The sequence below is a fragment of the Kosakonia oryzae genome, assembly GCF_001658025.2.
Classification (GTDB): Bacteria; Pseudomonadota; Gammaproteobacteria; order Enterobacterales; family Enterobacteriaceae; genus Kosakonia; species Kosakonia oryzae.
In genome coordinates this window covers 4,432,510-4,450,383 of sequence record NZ_CP014007.2, presented here as the reverse complement: position 1 = coordinate 4,450,383, position 17,874 = coordinate 4,432,510, and the positions used below count along the sequence as shown (strand labels likewise).

The window sequence follows — 17,874 nt, the reverse complement described above, 5'->3', positions numbered from 1 at the left end:
TTGCGCTAATATAGGTGAACTCTTCCTCTTTTAAAACTACACATCGAGTGTAAAAAAGGTAAGCGATATTTCATGACCATTGCACTGGAGCTTGAGCAGCTTAAAAAAACCTATCCGGGCGGCGTTCAGGCGCTGCGCGGTATTGACCTGAAAGTAGAAGCCGGGGATTTCTACGCGCTTCTTGGACCGAATGGCGCAGGGAAATCCACCACCATCGGCATCATCAGTTCGCTGGTCAATAAAACGTCCGGGCGCGTCAGCGTCTTTGGCTATGACCTGGAAAAAGATGTGGTCAACGCCAAACGCCAGCTGGGGCTGGTGCCACAAGAGTTTAACTTTAACCCGTTTGAAACCGTCCAGCAGATCGTGGTGAACCAGGCGGGCTACTACGGTGTGGATCGCAAAGAAGCGCTGGTGCGCAGCGAAAAATACCTGAACCAGCTTGATCTGTGGGAAAAACGTAACGAACGCGCGCGGATGCTCTCCGGCGGTATGAAGCGTCGCCTGATGATCGCCCGTGCGCTGATGCATGAACCGAAACTGCTGATCCTCGATGAGCCGACCGCAGGCGTGGATATTGAACTGCGTCGTTCCATGTGGGGCTTCCTGAAAGATCTGAACGATAAAGGCACCACCATTATCCTCACCACCCACTATCTGGAAGAGGCGGAGATGCTGTGCCGCAATATCGGCATCATTCAGCGCGGCGATTTGATCGAAAACACCTCGATGAAAGCGCTGCTTTCCAAACTGAAATCGGAAACTTTTATTCTCGATTTGGCGCCGAAATGCCCGCTGCCGAAGCTGGAGGGGTATCAGTACCGGCTGGTGGATACTTCCACGCTGGAAGTCGAAGTGCTGCGCGAGCAGGGGGTGAACAGCGTTTTCAGCCAGCTCAGTGCGCAGGGTATACAGGTGTTGAGTATGCGTAACAAAGCCAACCGTCTCGAAGAGCTGTTTGTCACGCTGGTTCATGACAGAAAAGGAGAAAGCGCATGATGCAGCTCTATTGGGTGGCGCTGAAGAGTATCTGGTACAAAGAGATCCAGCGTTTCATGCGGATCTGGGTACAAACGCTGGTGCCGCCAGTGATCACCATGACGCTCTACTTTATTATTTTCGGCAATCTGATCGGTTCGCGGATTGGTGAAATGCACGGTTTCACCTACATGCAGTTTATCGTGCCGGGGCTGATCATGATGGCAGTGATCACTAACGCTTACGCCAACGTCGCATCGTCATTCTTCAGCGCTAAGTTTCAGCGCAATATTGAAGAGCTGCTGGTCGCGCCGGTTCCGACGCATGTGATTATTGCTGGCTATGTTGGCGGCGGCGTGGCGCGCGGGCTGTGCGTCGGTATTCTGGTTACTGCCGTTTCGCTGTTTTTCGTGCCGTTTCAGGTGCATTCATGGCTGTTTGTCGGTTTAACGCTGCTGCTGACCGCCGTGCTGTTTTCGCTGGCCGGTCTGCTGAATGCGGTGTTTGCCAAAACCTTTGACGATATCAGCCTGATCCCGACCTTTGTGCTGACACCGTTGACCTATCTGGGCGGGGTATTTTACTCCCTGACGCTGCTGCCGCCGTTCTGGCAGGCGCTGTCGCACCTGAACCCGATAGTCTATATGATCAGCGGCTTCCGTTTTGGTTTCCTCGGCATTACCGACGTTCCGCTGTTCACCACTGTGGCCGTGCTGGTGGTGTTTATCATCGCTTTCTATTTTATTTGCTGGTACTTGATTAATCGCGGCCGCGGGCTGCGCAGCTAATCTCTGCGGGCTGGCTCTTTTGCACAAGAGAGCCAGCCTATCTGAACAGGCTGTTTTTTGTACTTACTCCGGCCTTTGAATATGTGCAGTTTTGTTACACTAATGACAGTCTCTCAACCCGGTTCGTCTCATGTCGCGTTTGATTACCCTTCTGCTGCTACTGGTTACCTGTAGCGCGTCTGCCAGCATTGTCAGTGAACAGCGCATTCCTGCGCGCTATATGCAAACCAACGAGGATGCCAATATCTGGGCGCAGGTCGGCGACAGAGTGGTGACGGTCGGCAATATTCGCGCCGGGCAAATTCTGGCGGTGGTGCCGGGCGCAGAGGATTACTACGCCTTTCGCTTCGGCTTTGGCAGCGGTTTTATCGATAAAGGCCACCTGAGCGCGGTGGAAGGCAAGCAGCGCGTTGAGGACAGCCTTGGCGATCTGAATAAGCCGCTGAGTAACCAGAATCTGGTAACGTGGCAGGATACGCCGCTGTATACGGCACCGGATAACCGCAGTGAACAATTTGGTACGCTGGCGGAAAACCTGCGTTATCCCATTATCGATAAGCTGAAAGATCGCCTGAACCAGACCTGGTTCCAGATCCGCATCGGCAACCGGCTGGCCTGGGTAAGCAGCCTGGATGCGCAGGAAGACAGTGGTATTCCGGTGCTGACCTACCATCACATTCTGCGCGACGAGGAAAACACCCGTTTCCGTCATACCTCCACCACCACGTCGGTACGCGCTTTTACTAACCAGATGACCTGGCTGCGCGATCAGGGATATACCACGCTGTCGATGTATCAGCTTGAAGGCTATGTGCGTAACCGCATGAACCTGCCCGCACGTTCGGTGGTGATCACCTTTGATGATGGCCTGAAATCGGTCAACTGTTACGCTTACCCGATCCTGCGTGAATACGGTTTTAAAGCGACGGCGTTTATTATCTCCTCGCGCATTAAACTGAAGCCGCAGAAATGGGATCCGAAGTCGTTACAGTTTATGAGCGTGTCGGAGCTGAACAGCATGCGTGACGTGTTTGACGTGCAGTCGCATACGCACTTCCTGCACCGGGTCGATGGCACGATGCACCCGATATTGCTCAGCCGCAGCTACCACAACATCCTGTTTGATTTTAAACGCTCCCGCCGGGCGCTGGCGCAGTTCAACCCGCACGTGCTCTATCTTTCCTACCCGTTTGGCGGTTATAACGAGCTCGCGATAAAAGCGGCCAATGACGCCGGTTTTCATATGGCGGTCACGACAGTACGCGGGAAAGTGAAGCCGGGCGATAATCCGTTCTTGCTGAAGCGTTTGTACGTGCTAAGAACGGATTCGCTGGAAACGATGGCGCGGCTGATCAGTAACCAGCCGCAGGGGTAGGGGAATCAGGCAACCTGAACCGGCACAGCTTTCGCGGTGCGTTTCATTTCGTTGTCGCCGTCAAAATAGGCCACTTTCGGCTGCCAGCTACGGGCAACCTCATCCGGTACGGTAACGTAGCTGGCGATAATCAGGATATCGCCCACGTCTGCGCAGTGCGCCGCTGCGCCGTTAACCGAAATAATTCTGGAACCACGTTCCCCGGCAATAGCGTAGGTTGAGAAGCGTTTGCCGTTGGTCACGTTATAGATATCGATGGCTTCATATTCGAGAATACCAGCCGCCTCAAGGAAATCCTGGTCAATAGCGCAGGAACCTTCATAGTGCAGGTCGGCCTGTGTCACTTTGACGCGGTGGAGCTTGCCTTGCAGCATTGTGCGAATCATGAGTTAAACCTTCATTACGGATAAGTCAGCTAAAAATGAGGGGCGGCATCCTGCATTTCCCCGCATGCTCATTTCACTCCCGTCGACCGTGAAAAGTCTTAACGAGAGTGGAGTCCTGGCGAAATTTTTACCCTGCCTGGCGGGCAAGTTCAACCACTTTATTGTCGATAAGGCGCGCCTGTCCGAGCCATGCCGCCATTAAAATCACCGCCCGCTGGCTTTTGGCCGAAAGCGCTTCCAGCGTGTCGGCGTCGCGGATCTGGATATCGTCAGCGCGCAGACCAGCATCGTTGATTTCCTGGGCTGCAATGGCGATCAGCTCTTCTTCGTCACTCACACCAGTTTGCAATTTCTCCGCAGTGGCATTCATCACTTTGCTCAATGCCGGAGCGATTTTACGCTCGTCAGCGGTGAGGTAACCGTTGCGTGAACTCAGTGCCAGACCATCTTTCGCGCGGACCGTTGGTACGCCGACGATCTCAATGTCATAGCCCATATCGGCCACCATTTTGCGGATCAGCTGCAACTGCTGGTAATCCTTCTCGCCGAAGCAGGCGATATCCGGCTGTACCAGATTAAACAACTTGCTGACGATGGTAGAAACGCCGCGGAAATGCCCTGGACGGCTGGCACCCTCCAGCATGGTGGAGAGGCCCGGTACGTCAACATAGGTTTGACCTTCGGTGCCCTGCGGATAGATATCGGCAGGTGCAGGCGCGAAGACAAAATCCACCTTGCGCTTGTTCAGCTTTTCGCAATCATCCTGCAAGGTACGCGGATAGCGCGCCAGATCGTCCGGACGGTCGAATTGCATCGGGTTCACAAAAATGCTCACTACTACTACGTCGGCGCGGGCTTTTGCTTCATCGACCAGCTTCATATGGCCATCGTGCAGGTTACCCATGGTCGGGACCAGCGCAATACGTTTCCCTTCCTGACGCAGTCGGCGAATATGCTGACGCAGCAGCGGGAGTGTTTCAATAATCAACACAACAGGACTCCTTAATGGAAACTGTGTTCTTCGCCCGGATAGACGCCGGACTCGACTTCGGCAACATACTGCCTGACCGCTGCGCGCATGTCGCCTGCTTCATTGAGGAAATTTTTAGCAAATTTAGGAATATGGCCGCCAGTGATGCCAAAAGCGTCATGCATAACCAGAATCTGACCGTCGGTAACATTGCCTGCGCCAATTCCGATTACTGGAATGGTTAATGCGGCGGTAATGCGCTGCGCCAGTTCAACCGGCACGCACTCCAGCACCAGCAGTTGCGCTCCGGCAGCTTCCAGCGCCAGCGCATCGTCAAGCAGCCCCTGAGCTGCGTCGCCGCGCCCCTGAACTTTGTAACCGCCGAAAATATTGACCGATTGCGGCGTCAGGCCGAGATGACCGCACACCGGCACCGCGCGTTCGGTGAGCATTTTTACCGTCGGCGCCAGCCAGCGGCCGCCTTCAATTTTCACCATATTGGCGCCTGCGCGCATCACGATGGCGGAATTCTCAAAGGCCTGTTCCGGCGTGGCATACGCCATAAACGGCAGATCGGCGAGCAGCAGGCATGCCGGAGCACCACGGCGCACCGCTTGTGTGTGATAAGCGATATCTGACACGGTGACGGGCAGGGTGGAATCATGACCTTGTACCGTCATCCCTAACGAGTCGCCAACCAGCATCACGTTAATCCCTTCTTCGGCAAACAATTTGGCGAAGCTGTAGTCGTAAGCGGTGATTGTCGCGAAGCGTTTCTTATCCTGTTTACACTTATGCAGCCAGGAGATGGTGGTAGGTTTCATAGTGTTTCCTGATAGTTCAAAGCGTGTTTTGGCGCATTCTATCAGTAACATTCAGGTGGGCAATGATTTTAGGCCGCCTCAACGAGGCAGCAGGGGGAATTACCAGGCTTCGGGTTTTGGCGCGTTGAGCAATTCCAGCGTGGCTCGCAGCGAAGCACCATCCGGGAAGTACAGATCGGGGGCGATTTCAAACAGCGGCCACAGCATAAAACCCCGGTTTTTCATATCGTAATGCGGCACCGTCAGGCGCTGCGTATTCAGCGTTAAGGCACCGAACAACATAATATCGAGATCGAGTGTGCGTGGCCCCCAGCGCTCCGCTTTACGTACGCGGCCCTGCTGCAACTCAATCCGTTGGGTGTGATCGAGCAGCGCTTCCGGCGCAAGCGTTGTCTCCAGCGCCACGGCAGCGTTGAGATAATCCGGCTGATCCGGCGGCCCGAGCGGGGGAGTGCGGTAGAGCGAAGATACTGCCACAATGCGGCTGTGTGGGATTTCGCCGAGGGCGGCGATCGCCGCGTTGACCTGATCAAGCGGCGATGCGAGATTGCTGCCCAGCGCGATGTAAGCGAGGGTCACGCACTGCCCTCACGGCGCGGCGTACGTTTACGCGGGCGACGGTGACGGCGGCGTTCTGCTGGCTCTTCGCCTAAATCATCCAGCATATCTTTTTGTGCGGGCGGCGCTGAAACCTGGAATTCACCCCACCATTTCGCCAGACGTTGCAGCTCGCCGTTGTTTTCCGCTTCGGCGCGCAGCGCCAGCAGATCGTAAGCGGCGCGGAATTTCGGATGCTCCATCAGCTTCCAGGCGCGTTTGCCCTGGCGGCGGGACATGCGTAGCTGTAGCTGCCAGATATCACGGATAAGCGTCGTAATGCGTTTTGGAATGGCCAGCGAACGACAGGCTTCGTCCAGCACATCATTCATTGCCAGCGCGAATGCATCGTAATAGGCAAGCCCGCCTTCCTGCGCGATGCGCTGCGCTTCCTCGAGCAGCGGATACCAGAACATAGCGGCAAACAGGAACGCCGGATTGACGCGCATATCATTGTGGATACGGTTGTCGGTATTCTTCAGCACCTGCTCAATAATGCGCTCCATCGGGCTGTCACCTTTTTCGGTGAAGTAGCGGGTGATGGTCGGGAACAGGGGCTGGAACAGGCCATATTCGCGCAGTAAGCGGCAGGTGTCGTAACCATAGCCCGCCTGCAACAGTTTGAGGGATTCCTCAAACAGACGCGCGGGCGGAACATCGTTAATTAATGTGGCAAGACGTGGGATCGGCTCGGCCGTCTCTTCACTGATGCGCATCCCCAGCTTGGCGGCAAAGCGCACCGCGCGCAGCATGCGCACCGGATCTTCACGGTAGCGGGTTTCCGGGTTGCCAATCAGGCGAATCACGCCCTCTTCCAGATCGCGCATGCCACCGACGTAATCACGCACGGTAAAATCGGCGACGCTATAATAAAGGCTATTGATGGTGAAGTCGCGACGCTGGGCATCTTCTTCGATAGAACCGAAGATATTGTCTCGCAGCAGCATACCGTTCTGGCCGCGCTGGGAAATAGAACGATCGGTTTGCTGTTCGTCGTGATGACCGCGGAAGGTGGCAACTTCAATAATTTCCGGGCCGAACATGACATGTGCAAGGCGGAAACGGCGGCCGACCAGCCGGCAGTTGCGGAACAGTTTGCGTACCTGATCCGGCGTGGCGCTGGTGGTGACATCAAAATCTTTGGGTTTTTTGCCCAGCAATAAGTCGCGCACGCCGCCGCCTACCAGGTAAGCGTCGTAGCCCGCTTTATTCAGACGATAGAGCACTTTGAGCGCATTTTCACTGATATCTTTGCGGGAAATAGCGTGCTGCTCACGCGGAATAACCGTCATCTGCGGTTGAGCCAGCGCCTCAACGGCGATGCTCTCTTCGCGGCTTAGCACCTTGCGGCAAAAATTAGCGACTCGGGTAAAAATAGTACACCTCGGTAGTGTCAAACGTCAGGACAAAAAAATAGCGGCTAATCATAGCTCAGCGCGACGCATTTGAGAATGATGTATTCACATCTGCCCCTCTGGCACGCGGGAAAGTGACCAATTTTCGACCGCCCGATTCAGCAACGCTTCGATGCTGAGATCCTGCCACTCATTTGTTACATCCTGGTTCAGAAATTGTAAAGCCCTGATTATTATGGGGCGGGGATCGCCGCCAGGCAAGGCAGGGGCATGGTTTTGCTTGGAGAGCTTATTCCCTTGCTCATTAAGCGCCAGCGGTAGATGAATATACCCAGGCACAGGCCAGCCAAGCTGCTGATAGAGCGAGATTTGCCGCACTGTCGGTTCAATCAGATCCGCGCCGCGAACGATCTCCGTCACGCCCTGAAAATGATCGTCAACCACGACGGCCAGGTTGTAAGCGAATAGCCCATCACGACGATGAATAATGAAATCTTCCCGCGCCAGTTTTTCATCGGCCACAATACGGCCGCGTAGCCGATCGTCAAAATACAGCACCGGCTGATGTTGCAACAGACGTAGCGCGGCATTTTCCGGGCCGTTGTGTCGGGTGCGGCAATAGCCATCGTAGATGCCGCCGATACTCTGGATACGCGCGCGGGTGCAGGTACAGAAGTAACTTAATCCGCCACGTTGCAAAGTGGCGAGCACTTCACGGTAGGCATCATGTCGCTGCGATTGCCACAGCACTTCACCGTCCCAGTGTAAACCGTAGTGTTCCAGCTGACGCAAAATCGTCGTGGCTGCACCGGGAACCTCACGAGGGGGATCAATATCTTCGATACGGACGAGCCAGGCACCCTGATTGGCGCGGGCCTGCAGGTAGCTGCCAAGCGCAGCAATCAATGAGCCAAAGTGCAGTTCACCGGAAGGAGATGGCGCAAAGCGCCCAATATAGTGTGATTCAGGCATATCGACAGGCAAAAAAATATAGGGCGGGAATCACTCCCGCCGTATAAGGCGCACCACGCCTAAGTGATGCGTCATCAGTGATAGTGGGGGATTAACCCGCCATCTGTTTTTCGCGGATTTCCGCCAGCGTTTTACAGTCGATGCACAGATCGGCAGTCGGACGCGCTTCCAGACGACGGATACCAATTTCCACGCCGCAGGATTCACAGAAGCCGAAATCTTCGTCTTCTACTTTTTTCAACGTCTTCTCGATCTTTTTAATCAGCTTGCGCTCGCGATCGCGGTTACGCAGTTCGAGGCTGAACTCTTCTTCCTGAGCGGCACGGTCAACCGGATCCGGGAAGTTAGCAGCTTCGTCCTGCATATGCGTAACGGTGCGATCGACTTCATCCCTGAGTTGATTACGCCATGCTTCAAGAATTCGCTTGAAGTGCGCCAGCTGGGCTTCGTTCATATACTCTTCGCCCGGTTTCTCTTGATACGGCTCCACCCCAGCGATGGCGAGAATACTCAGGGACGATGTTTTACGGTTTTGCCCTTCTTGCATGTTGCTTCTCCTTAACACGCACTATCGATCCCCGTGTGGGGGAAAAATCAGGCCGCTATAAATAACAGATGCTTTTACAGATGGCAAATATCTAAACGTAACACTTGACAAGGCTGTGAGGAAAAGCGTATTTGCGCACGCGAACAATTCACTGACCCGTCAAACGCTTGCCCTCTATATAGTAAAAGGTAGCGGCAACCTAAGAGTGATATTATCGGCAGAAAGTTCCGCTTTATAAGCGATTACTTCTACCCCCTGACGTTGTGCGTCACTCAATAACCGTGCGTATTCCTCGTCAATATGGCGTGCTGGAGAAAAATGTTCAACGGCAGAGTGCAGGACGGCAAACAGAATTACCGCGCGATCGCCGCTGGCCGCGACGCTCATTAACTCCCGCAGATGCTTTTGTCCTCGCAGGGTGACGGCATCCGGAAAGTAGCCTGACTGCTGCTCGGCGAGCGTGACCGATTTCACTTCAATATAGCAGTTGCGACGATCCTCTGCCTGTAACAGAAAGTCAATTCTGCTACGCTCCGCACCATATTTTACTTCGCTTTTCAGCGAGCTATATCCCGTCAGTTCCGCCAGGCGACCGGCGAGAATGGCTTCTTTTGTTAATGCATTGGCCTGCTGGGTGTTGACGCAAATAAATGCTCCCTGCTGGGTTTGAGTTAATTCCCAGGTGTGTGCATATTTGCGCTTCAGATTTGTCGAAGTGGAATACCACACCGTATCGCCTGGCGTTGCGCAGCCCGTCATTGCTCCGGTATTAGGACAATGTAATGTCAGGGTTTCTCCTTCCGGGGTAATCACATCCGCCAGGAAACGTTTATAGCGCTGAATCAGTGTGGCGGATTTAAGCGGCGGAATAAATTCCATAGGAAATCCTTATTATTCTGTTGTAAGCGTCCAGCGGTTTAGCGGCGTGTAACGCGTGCGTCCCTGGATAAACTGCGATTCATACAGGGCAAATTCGCTGACCGGGAAAGACCAGCGAAACCCCGGCGGCGGGATTGGCACCGCGCGGCTGGCGTCGCGCAGCAACGTAATGTGCGGATGAAACGGTTGAGGGCTTTGATAACATCCGCTGCGCGAAGCCTGCGCGCGCAGCATATCGGCCAGTTGCAGCAACCCGCGTGGCGGCTGGCGCGAACCGAGCCAAATCACTCGGGATCGCAGCCACTGGCCAGCATCATCCAGATGAAGCGTAAAACCCGGCTGGCGAATGCGCCCGGCCAGCCCTTCCAGCGCACGCTGCTTTTCCGCGCTGATCTCGCCGAGGAATGCCAGCGTCAGATGCAGGTTTGCTGCTGCCACCGGGCGTCCGGCTTCGGGAGGAAAGTGCTGCGCGCGCCAGTGAATGACCTGCGTCTGGATGTCGGCAGGCAGTTCGATGGCGAAAAACAGCCTTTTTGATTCGGGCATGGCGTGTTCTCGGTAATGAATTATGGCGATGGTATACTAGCTGGCCTTCTTATGTGAATCCTCTGGAGCTTTTGTGTCCTCACTGCCGGTTGCTGCTGTTCTGCCCGATATCCTTGCTGCGTTACGTTCCTCTCCTCAGGTGTTGTTGAGCGCGCCGACCGGTGCCGGGAAATCCACCTGGCTGCCGTTACAACTGCTGCAGCAGGGGGAAATCAACGGGCGGATTTTGCTGCTGGAGCCGCGTCGCCTGGCGGCGCGCAATGTGGCGCAGCGGCTGGCGGAACTGCTGAATGAGAAACCCGGCGAGACCGTGGGTTACCGCATGCGGGCAGAAACCTGCGTAGGGCCGAACACGCGCCTGGAAGTGGTCACTGAAGGGATTTTAACGCGCCTGATTCAGCAGGATCCGGAGCTGAACGGCATTGGGCTGGTGATCCTCGATGAATTCCATGAACGCAGCTTGCAGGCGGATCTGGCGCTGGCGTTGTTGCTGGATCTCCAGCAGGGCCTACGCGACGATCTTAAATTGTTGGTGATGTCCGCCACGCTGGATAACGAACGTCTGCAAACTCTTTTGCCGCAGGCACCTGCCATCGTTTCCGCCGGGCGGGCATACCCGGTCGAGCAACGATATCAGGCGCTGGCAGCGCATCAGCGCTTTGATGAAGCCGTGGCGCAGGTCGTTAGCGGATTACTGCGCGAGGAACGCGGTTCTTTATTACTGTTTTTACCGGGCGTGGGTGAGATCCAGCGCGTGCAGGAGCAACTGTCCGCCCGCGTCGGCAGCGATGTGCTGCTCTGTCCGCTGTATGGCGCATTGCCGCTTAGCGAGCAACGCAAGGCGATTCTGCCCGCGCCCGCCGGTCAGCGCAAAGTGGTGCTCGCCACCAATATTGCCGAAACCAGTCTGACCATCGAAGGTATTCGCCTGGTGGTAGACAGCGCGCAGGAGCGCGTGGCCCGTTTTGATCCCCGCAGCGGCTTAACCCGGCTGGTGACACAGCGCATCAGCGTGGCGTCGATGACGCAGCGTGCCGGACGCGCCGGGCGTCTGGAAGCGGGGATTTGTGTACATTTATTGAGTAAAGAGCAGGCTGAACGTGCGGCGGCGCAAAGCAGTCCGGAAATTCTGCACAGCGATTTATCCGGCCTGTTGATGGAATTATTACTCTGGGGATGCCAGGATGCTGCGCAACTTTGCTGGTTGGATCTGCCTCCGGCGACTAACCTGGCGGCGGCGCGCACGCTGCTTACGCAACTGCGGGCGCTGGAAGAGGGGCGTTTAACAGCGTTTGGTCAGCGAATGGCCGCGCTGGGTAACGATCCGCGGCTGGCCGCAATGCTGGCGGCGGCGAAAGGGGATGATGAGATCGCGACGGCGGCAGCGCTGGCCGCCATCCTTGAAGAACCGCCTCGCGGCGGAAACAGTGATTTAAGCGCGGCCTTTTCGCGCACGCAGCCAAACTGGCAACAGCGTGCGCGCCAGCTCGCTCGCAGGCTGAAAAGCAGCGGGGGAGAAGCGGATATCAGCGCGGTGGCGCCACTGCTTGCCGGTGCGTTTGCCGATCGTATTGCGCGCCGGCGCGGGCAGGAAGGGCGTTATCAACTGGCGAACGGCATGGGGGCGACGCTGGATGCCGATGATGCGCTAAATCGCCATGAGTGGCTGCTTGCACCGTTGTTATTGCAGGGAAGTCAGTCACCGGATGCGCGCATTTTACTGGCCTTGCCGCTCGATATTGAGGCGCTGATCGCCCGCTGTCCGCAACTGTTGCAGCAATCAGATACCGTCGAATGGGACGAGGCGCAAGGCACGTTAAAAGCCTTTCGCCGTAGCAGGATTGGCCTGTTAACGGTGAAAGTGCAGCCGCTGGCTAAACCCTCGGAAGAGGAACTGCATCAGGCGATGCTTAACGGCATCCGCGATAAAGGCTTGCAAGTTTTGAACTGGACACCGGAGGCTGTGCAGTACCGTTTACGTTTACACTGCGCGGCGAAATGGCTGCCGGAAGAGGGCTGGCCCGCCGTGGATGAGGCCTCTTTACTGGAGAATCTGGAGCAATGGTTACTGCCGCAAATGGGCGGTATCCGTTCGCTGCGCGATTTAAAAGCGCTGGATGTTACGCAGGCATTACAAAACACCCTGTCGTGGTCATTACGTCAACGGCTGGATAGTGAACTGCCGGGGCATTACACTGTGCCGACGGGAAGCCGGATTGCCATCCGTTATCATGAAGATAACCCACCGGCGCTGGCGGTGCGCATGCAGGAGATGTTTGGCGAAGCGGCCACGCCGACGATTGCCCAGGGGCGCGTCGCGCTGGTGCTGGAGCTGCTTTCCCCGGCGCAGCGGCCGTTGCAAATTACGCGGGATTTAAGTGCATTCTGGAACGGCGCTTATCGTGAAGTGCAAAAAGAGATGAAAGGGCGCTATCCGAAACATGTCTGGCCGGACGATCCGGCGAATACCGCGCCGACCCGGCGTACAAAGAAGTATTCGTAAACCCGGCTGGGCAGCGCGATGCGCTAAAAATTGAGAGATTTCTTCTTCTGCCCGTTGGCAAAAGAACTGAGAATCAGGCCCTTGCGCCTGAATGTAGCGGAGAGTAAAGCATGGCGGGGAATGACCGCGAGCCAATTGGACGTAAGGGGAAACCTGTGCGTCCGGCGAAAGAAAAAATTAGTCGTCGCCGACTCCGGGAAGAGGACTACGACGATTACGATGATGATGAGGATGAAGAACCGATGCCGAGAAAAGGTAAAGGCAAAGGCGGGAAGCCACGCGGCAAACGCGGTTGGTTCTGGCTGTTGTTGAAAATTTTCATCGTTTTAGCCGTGCTGTGCGCCATTTATGGCGTTTATCTGGATCAAAAAATCCGCGCCCGTATCGACGGTAAAGTCTGGCAGTTGCCGGCTGCGGTTTATGGCCGCATGGTCAACCTTGAGCCGGATATGGCGATCAGCAAGAACGAAATGGTAAAACTGCTGGAAGCCACGCAGTACCGCCAGGTGACGAAGATGACGCGTCCCGGCGAATTTACCGTGCAGGCGAAAAGCATTGAGATGATCCGCCGCCCGTTTGATTTCCCGGACAGCAAAGAGGGGCAGGTGCGCGCGCGTCTGACCTTTGACGGCGATCGTCTGGAAACCATCGAGAATATGGACAGTAATCGCCAGTTCGGTTTCTTCCGTCTCGATCCGCGCCTCATTACGATGCTCTCTTCGCCGAACGGCGAGCAGCGTCTGTTTGTGCCGCGTAACGGTTTCCCGGATCTGCTGGTTGATACCCTGCTGGCGACCGAAGACCGCCATTTCTATGAACATGACGGTATCAGCTTCTATTCCATTGGCCGTGCGGTGCTGGCAAACCTGACCGCCGGACGCACGGTACAAGGGGCAAGTACGCTGACGCAGCAACTGGTGAAGAACCTGTTCCTTAGCAGCGAACGGTCGTACTGGCGTAAAGCCAACGAAGCCTATATGGCGCTGATTATGGATGCCCGCTACAGCAAGGATCGTATTCTTGAACTGTATATGAACGAGGTTTACCTCGGTCAGAGCGGTGACAACGAGATCCGCGGTTTCCCGCTGGCGAGCCTCTATTATTTTGGCCGTCCGGTGGAGGAGCTGAGCCTCGATCAACAGGCGTTGCTGGTGGGCATGGTAAAAGGGGCGTCGGTTTATAACCCGTGGCGTAACCCGAAACTGGCACTGGAGCGCCGTAACCTGGTGTTGCGTCTGCTGCAACAGCAAAATGTCATCGATCAGGAACTGTATGACATGCTGAGCGCACGTCCGCTGGGCGTACAGCCGCGCGGCGGGGTGATTTCACCGCAGCCGGCGTTTATGCAGATGGTGCGTCAGGAGTTGCAGGCGAAACTCGGAGATAAAGTGAAAGATCTCTCCGGCGTGAAGATTTTCACAACCTTTGATTCTGTCGCGCAGGACGCGGCAGAAAAAGCTGCCGTGGAAGGTATTCCGGCGCTGATCAAACAGCGCAAACTGAGCGATCTTGAAACGGCGATGGTGGTAGTAGACCGCTATACCGGCGAAGTTCGGGCCATGGTTGGTGGCGCGACGCCGCAGTTCGCGGGCTATAACCGCGCCATGCAGGCGCGCCGTTCCATTGGTTCACTGGCGAAACCGGCGACCTATCTGACGGCGCTGAGCCAGCCGAATGTCTATCGCCTCAATACCTGGATTGCCGATGCGCCGATCTCTTTGCGGTTGTCGAACGGCCAGGTTTGGGCGCCACAGAACGATGATCGCCGTTTCAGCGGTCAGGTTATGCTGGTGGATGCGCTGACACGTTCGATGAACGTGCCGACGGTTAATCTCGGGATGGCGGTTGGTCTGCCAGCGGTAACGGATACCTGGCTGAAACTGGGTGCGCCGAAAGAACAGCTTACCGGCATGCCGTCAATGCTGCTCGGTGCGCTGAACCTGACACCAATTGAAGTGGCGCAGGCGTTCCAGACTATCGCCAGCGGCGGTAACCGCGCGCCGCTTTCCGCTCTGCGTTCAGTAATTGCGGAAGATGGTACGGTGCTGTATCAGAGCTTCCCGCAGGCCGAACGTGCGGTGCCGGCGCAGGCGGCGTACATGACGCTGTGGACCATGCAACAGGTGGTTCAGCGCGGTACGGGACGTCAGTTGGGTGCGAAATATCCGGGTCTGCATCTGGCCGGGAAAACTGGTACTACTAACAATAACGTTGATACCTGGTTTGCCGGTATCGACGGGCGTGAAGTGACCATCACCTGGGTGGGGCGTGATAATAACCAGCCGACGAAGCTGTATGGTGCAAGCGGCGCGATGGCGATTTACCAGCGTTATCTGGAAAACCAGTCGCCGATCCCGCTGGATCTGACGCCGCCGGAAGACATCACCACAATGGGTGTCGACGATATGGGCAACTTTGTCTGCGGCGGTGGCGGTTCGCGTTCACTGCCGGTCTGGACAACCAGCCCGGAAACGCTGTGCCAGCAGAATCAGGTGCAGCCGCAAACCGGCAACCCGTTTGATCAGTCAACGCAGCCGCAGCAGCAGCCGCAACAACAGCAACCTCAGCAACAGCCACAGCAAGAGCAGAAAAGCGATGGCGTCGCAGGTTGGATCAAAGAGATGTTTGGCAGTAATTAACCCTGAAAACCCCGGTAACAAAGCCGGGGTTTTCCCTTTTTTCGCTATCGCAAACATTCAGATAACGACCTCTTAAACACCTTTTAACCCCACGTTTTTTATCTGGTTATTTCTTCATCCCTCAGGTGCTCTCGCGCGGCTTACTGCTTGCTATGCGTACAACGCTTCGCATATTATGCTGCGGTCATAATAATAATTATCGTTTACGTTATCGTTCACTCATTGATTCAGAGATAAACCAATGGCGCGTCCAAAAACTGCTCAGCCAGTCAACACTACGCTGCGTAAAATCGCAGTTGTAGTAGCCACAGCGGTTAGCGGCATGTCTGTTTATGCACAGGCTGCAACAACCCAGAATGAAGAAACCATCACCGTAACCACCGCGCCTGCTGCGCAGGAAAATGCGTGGGGTCCGGCGGCTACCATCGCGGCGAAACATACCGCTACAGCCACCAAAACGGATATGCCGCTGGAGAAAACACCTCAGTCTATTTCCGTGGTGACCAGCGAAGAGATCGCGCTGCATCAGCCGAAATCCGTGAAAGAAGCTCTCAGCTATACACCGGGCGTTGCGGTCGGCACACGCGGTGCCTCCAATACCTACGACTACCTGATTATTCGTGGTTTCGCCGCGGATGGTCAGAGCCAGAACAACTACCTCGACGGTCTGAAGATGCAGGGCAACTTCTACAATGACGCGGTAATTGATCCTTATATGATTGAGCGCGCAGAAATCCTGCGCGGCCCAACCTCCGTTCTCTACGGAAAAAGTAGCCCCGGCGGCCTGTTGAATATGGTCAGCAAGCGCCCAACCACCACGCCGTTGTATGAAATACAGTTCAAAGCAGGCACAGACAACCTGTTCCAGACCGGGTTTGATTTCAGCGATGCGCTGGATGATGACGGCGTCTTCTCTTATCGCTTAACCGGTCTTGCGCGTTCGGCGAATGCGCAGCAGGAAGACAAAAAAGAGCAGCGCTACACCGTTGCGCCATCCTTTACCTGGCGCCCGGATGACAAAACGAATTTTACGTTCCTCTCTTACTTCCAGAACGAGCCGGAAACCGGCTATTACGGCTGGTTGCCGAAAGAGGGAACGGTTCAACCGCTGCCGAATGGCTCGCGTCTGCCGACCGATTTCAACGAAGGCGCGAAGAACAACACCTATTCCCGTAACCAGAAAATGGTGGGTTATAGCTTCGAACATGCGTTCGATGACACCTTCACCGTGCGCCAGAACCTGCGTTACGCCGAGAATAAAACGTCGCAAAACAGCGTTTACGGTTATGGAATGTGTTCTGATCCACTCTATGCAAGCGCTCCGGCGAGCAGCCCATGTGCAGGCATTGCGCAGTCGGAGTGGGGCCATTACCTGACTCGCCAGTATGTGATCGATCACGAGAAGTTGCAGAACTTCTCCGTCGATACGCAACTGCAAAGCAAATTTGCTACCGGTTCAGTGGATCACATTCTGCTGACCGGCGTCGATTACATGCGTATGCGTAACGACATTAATTCATGGTTTGGCTATGCAGGCTCTGTCGCTCCGTCTGACATCTACAACCTTGATCGCGGTGACTTCGATTTTGGTGCTCGTCCGACGCCTTCTGGTGCTTACCAGATCCTGAACCGCCAGCAACAAACGGGCCTTTACGCACAGGATCAGGCGCAGTGGGATAAGGTGCTGGTTACGCTGGGCGGCCGTTATGACTGGGCTAAACAGAGCGCATTCAACCGCACCACCAATATCACAGCGGAACGCGATGATAAGCAGTTTACCTGGCGTGGCGGTGTTAACTACCTGTTCGACAATGGCGTAACGCCATACTTTAGCTATAGCGAGTCGTTTGAACCGGCATCGACCACCGGGGCGAGCGGCGCTATTTTCGCACCGTCCAAAGGCAAGCAGTACGAAGCAGGCGTGAAATACAGCCCGAAAGATCGTCCGATTGTCATGACCGGTGCCGTTTATCAGCTCACCAAGAGCAACAACCTGATGGCCGATCCAAACGGTTCTTTCTGGTCTGTTGAAGGCGGTGAAATTCGCGCGCGCGGCGTGGAAATCGAAGCCAAAGCGGCGCTGTCAGCGAATATCAACGTGGTGAGTTCGTATACCTATACCCAGGCTGAATACACCACTGATACCAACTACAAAGGCAACACTCCGGCGCAAGTGCCTAAACATATGGCGTCACTGTGGGGCGACTACACCTTTTACGACGGTGCGTTGTCTGGTCTGACATTAGGCACCGGCGCACGTCTCACTGGTTCAAGCTATGGCGATCCGGCGAACTCCTTTAAGGTGGGCAGCTACACAGTTGTCGATGCACTGGTGCGCTACGATCTGGCGCGTGTTGGCCTGGCGGGTTCCAACGTCGCGCTTCACGTGAATAACCTGCTCGATCGTGAATACGTTGCCAGTTGCTTCAACACGTACGGCTGTTTCTGGGGCGCAGAACGTCAGGTGGTGGCGACCGCAACCTTCCGCTTTTAATCTCTCTTCGGGCACGGTTAG

General features: G+C 55.5%; 15 protein-coding genes. 6 read left to right on the top strand and 9 right to left on the bottom strand.

Features of this window, described 5'->3' with window-relative positions:
• Positions 1 to 72: 72 nt before the first annotated feature.
• The 3 genes from AWR26_RS21120 to AWR26_RS21110 all read left to right on the top strand — a co-directional run bounded on the left by AWR26_RS21120 (position 73) and on the right by AWR26_RS21110 (position 3,141).
• Positions 73 to 999 carry an ABC transporter ATP-binding protein gene (locus AWR26_RS21120; RefSeq protein ID WP_043954971.1) on the top strand — a complete coding sequence of 309 codons (927 nt, stop codon included), beginning with the start codon at positions 73 to 75 and terminating at the stop codon, positions 997 to 999.
• On the top strand, positions 996 to 1,766 hold the full coding sequence (locus AWR26_RS21115; RefSeq protein ID WP_043954970.1) for an ABC transporter permease: 771 nt from the start codon (positions 996 to 998) through the stop codon (positions 1,764 to 1,766). Before AWR26_RS21120 ends, AWR26_RS21115 begins: the two co-directional genes overlap by 4 nt.
• A 130-nt stretch (positions 1,767 to 1,896) precedes the next feature.
• Positions 1,897 to 3,141 (top strand): polysaccharide deacetylase family protein, encoded by a 1,245-nt coding sequence (locus tag AWR26_RS21110; protein WP_064568411.1) that lies wholly within the window; start codon positions 1,897 to 1,899, stop codon positions 3,139 to 3,141.
• A 5-nt stretch (positions 3,142 to 3,146) separates the two neighbouring features.
• On the opposite strand, the gene panD is transcribed toward AWR26_RS21110, so the two are convergent.
• The 9 genes from panD to thpR all read right to left on the bottom strand — a co-directional run bounded on the left by panD (position 3,147) and on the right by thpR (position 10,217).
• Complete coding sequence (gene panD / locus AWR26_RS21105; protein ID WP_020456583.1) at positions 3,147 to 3,527, bottom strand: aspartate 1-decarboxylase; 381 nt, start codon at positions 3,525 to 3,527, stop codon at positions 3,147 to 3,149.
• 127 nt (positions 3,528 to 3,654) lie between these two features.
• Positions 3,655 to 4,518 (bottom strand): pantoate--beta-alanine ligase, encoded by an 864-nt coding sequence (gene panC / locus AWR26_RS21100; RefSeq protein ID WP_064568410.1) that lies wholly within the window; start codon positions 4,516 to 4,518, stop codon positions 3,655 to 3,657.
• 11 nt (positions 4,519 to 4,529) lie between these two features.
• Entirely contained in the window at positions 4,530 to 5,321 is a 792-nt protein-coding gene (gene panB / locus AWR26_RS21095) for a 3-methyl-2-oxobutanoate hydroxymethyltransferase (RefSeq protein WP_064568409.1), read from the bottom strand.
• Between the two features lie 99 nt (positions 5,322 to 5,420).
• Positions 5,421 to 5,900, bottom strand: coding sequence for a 2-amino-4-hydroxy-6-hydroxymethyldihydropteridine diphosphokinase (gene folK, locus AWR26_RS21090; RefSeq protein WP_064568408.1), 480 nt, complete (start codon positions 5,898 to 5,900; stop codon positions 5,421 to 5,423).
• A complete protein-coding gene (gene pcnB / locus AWR26_RS21085; RefSeq protein WP_206062530.1) occupies positions 5,897 to 7,294 on the bottom strand; it encodes a polynucleotide adenylyltransferase PcnB in 1,398 nt (465 codons plus the stop codon). The genes folK and pcnB overlap by 4 nt, the downstream gene beginning before the upstream one ends.
• An 84-nt stretch (positions 7,295 to 7,378) precedes the next feature.
• The gene (gene gluQRS / locus AWR26_RS21080; protein ID WP_139227948.1) at positions 7,379 to 8,245 is read right to left on the bottom strand and encodes a tRNA glutamyl-Q(34) synthetase GluQRS; all 867 of its coding nucleotides are present in this window, start codon (positions 8,243 to 8,245) and stop codon (positions 7,379 to 7,381) included.
• 91 nt (positions 8,246 to 8,336) lie between these two features.
• Positions 8,337 to 8,792, bottom strand: a complete 456-nt coding sequence (gene dksA / locus AWR26_RS21075) for an RNA polymerase-binding protein DksA (protein ID WP_007373199.1) — start codon at positions 8,790 to 8,792, stop codon at positions 8,337 to 8,339.
• A gap of 174 nt (positions 8,793 to 8,966) precedes the next feature.
• Positions 8,967 to 9,671: a DNA/RNA nuclease SfsA gene (sfsA, locus tag AWR26_RS21070; RefSeq protein WP_043954964.1), complete on the bottom strand. Its 705-nt coding sequence runs from the start codon at positions 9,669 to 9,671 to the stop codon at positions 8,967 to 8,969.
• 12 nt (positions 9,672 to 9,683) lie between these two features.
• Positions 9,684 to 10,217, bottom strand: a complete 534-nt coding sequence (gene thpR / locus AWR26_RS21065) for an RNA 2',3'-cyclic phosphodiesterase (RefSeq protein ID WP_064568406.1) — start codon at positions 10,215 to 10,217, stop codon at positions 9,684 to 9,686.
• A 73-nt stretch (positions 10,218 to 10,290) separates the two neighbouring features.
• On the opposite strand from thpR, the gene hrpB reads away from it, so the two are divergent.
• The 3 genes from hrpB to fhuA all read left to right on the top strand — a co-directional run bounded on the left by hrpB (position 10,291) and on the right by fhuA (position 17,853).
• Entirely contained in the window at positions 10,291 to 12,720 is a 2,430-nt protein-coding gene (hrpB, locus tag AWR26_RS21060) for an ATP-dependent helicase HrpB (protein ID WP_064568405.1), read from the top strand.
• Positions 12,721 to 12,830: 110 nt separating this feature from the next.
• Positions 12,831 to 15,359: a bifunctional glycosyl transferase/transpeptidase gene (mrcB, locus tag AWR26_RS21055; RefSeq protein ID WP_064568404.1), complete on the top strand. Its 2,529-nt coding sequence runs from the start codon at positions 12,831 to 12,833 to the stop codon at positions 15,357 to 15,359.
• A 241-nt stretch (positions 15,360 to 15,600) separates the two neighbouring features.
• On the top strand, positions 15,601 to 17,853 hold the full coding sequence (fhuA, locus tag AWR26_RS21050) for a ferrichrome porin FhuA (RefSeq protein WP_064568403.1): 2,253 nt from the start codon (positions 15,601 to 15,603) through the stop codon (positions 17,851 to 17,853).
• The last annotated feature ends 21 nt before the right edge of the window (positions 17,854 to 17,874 follow it).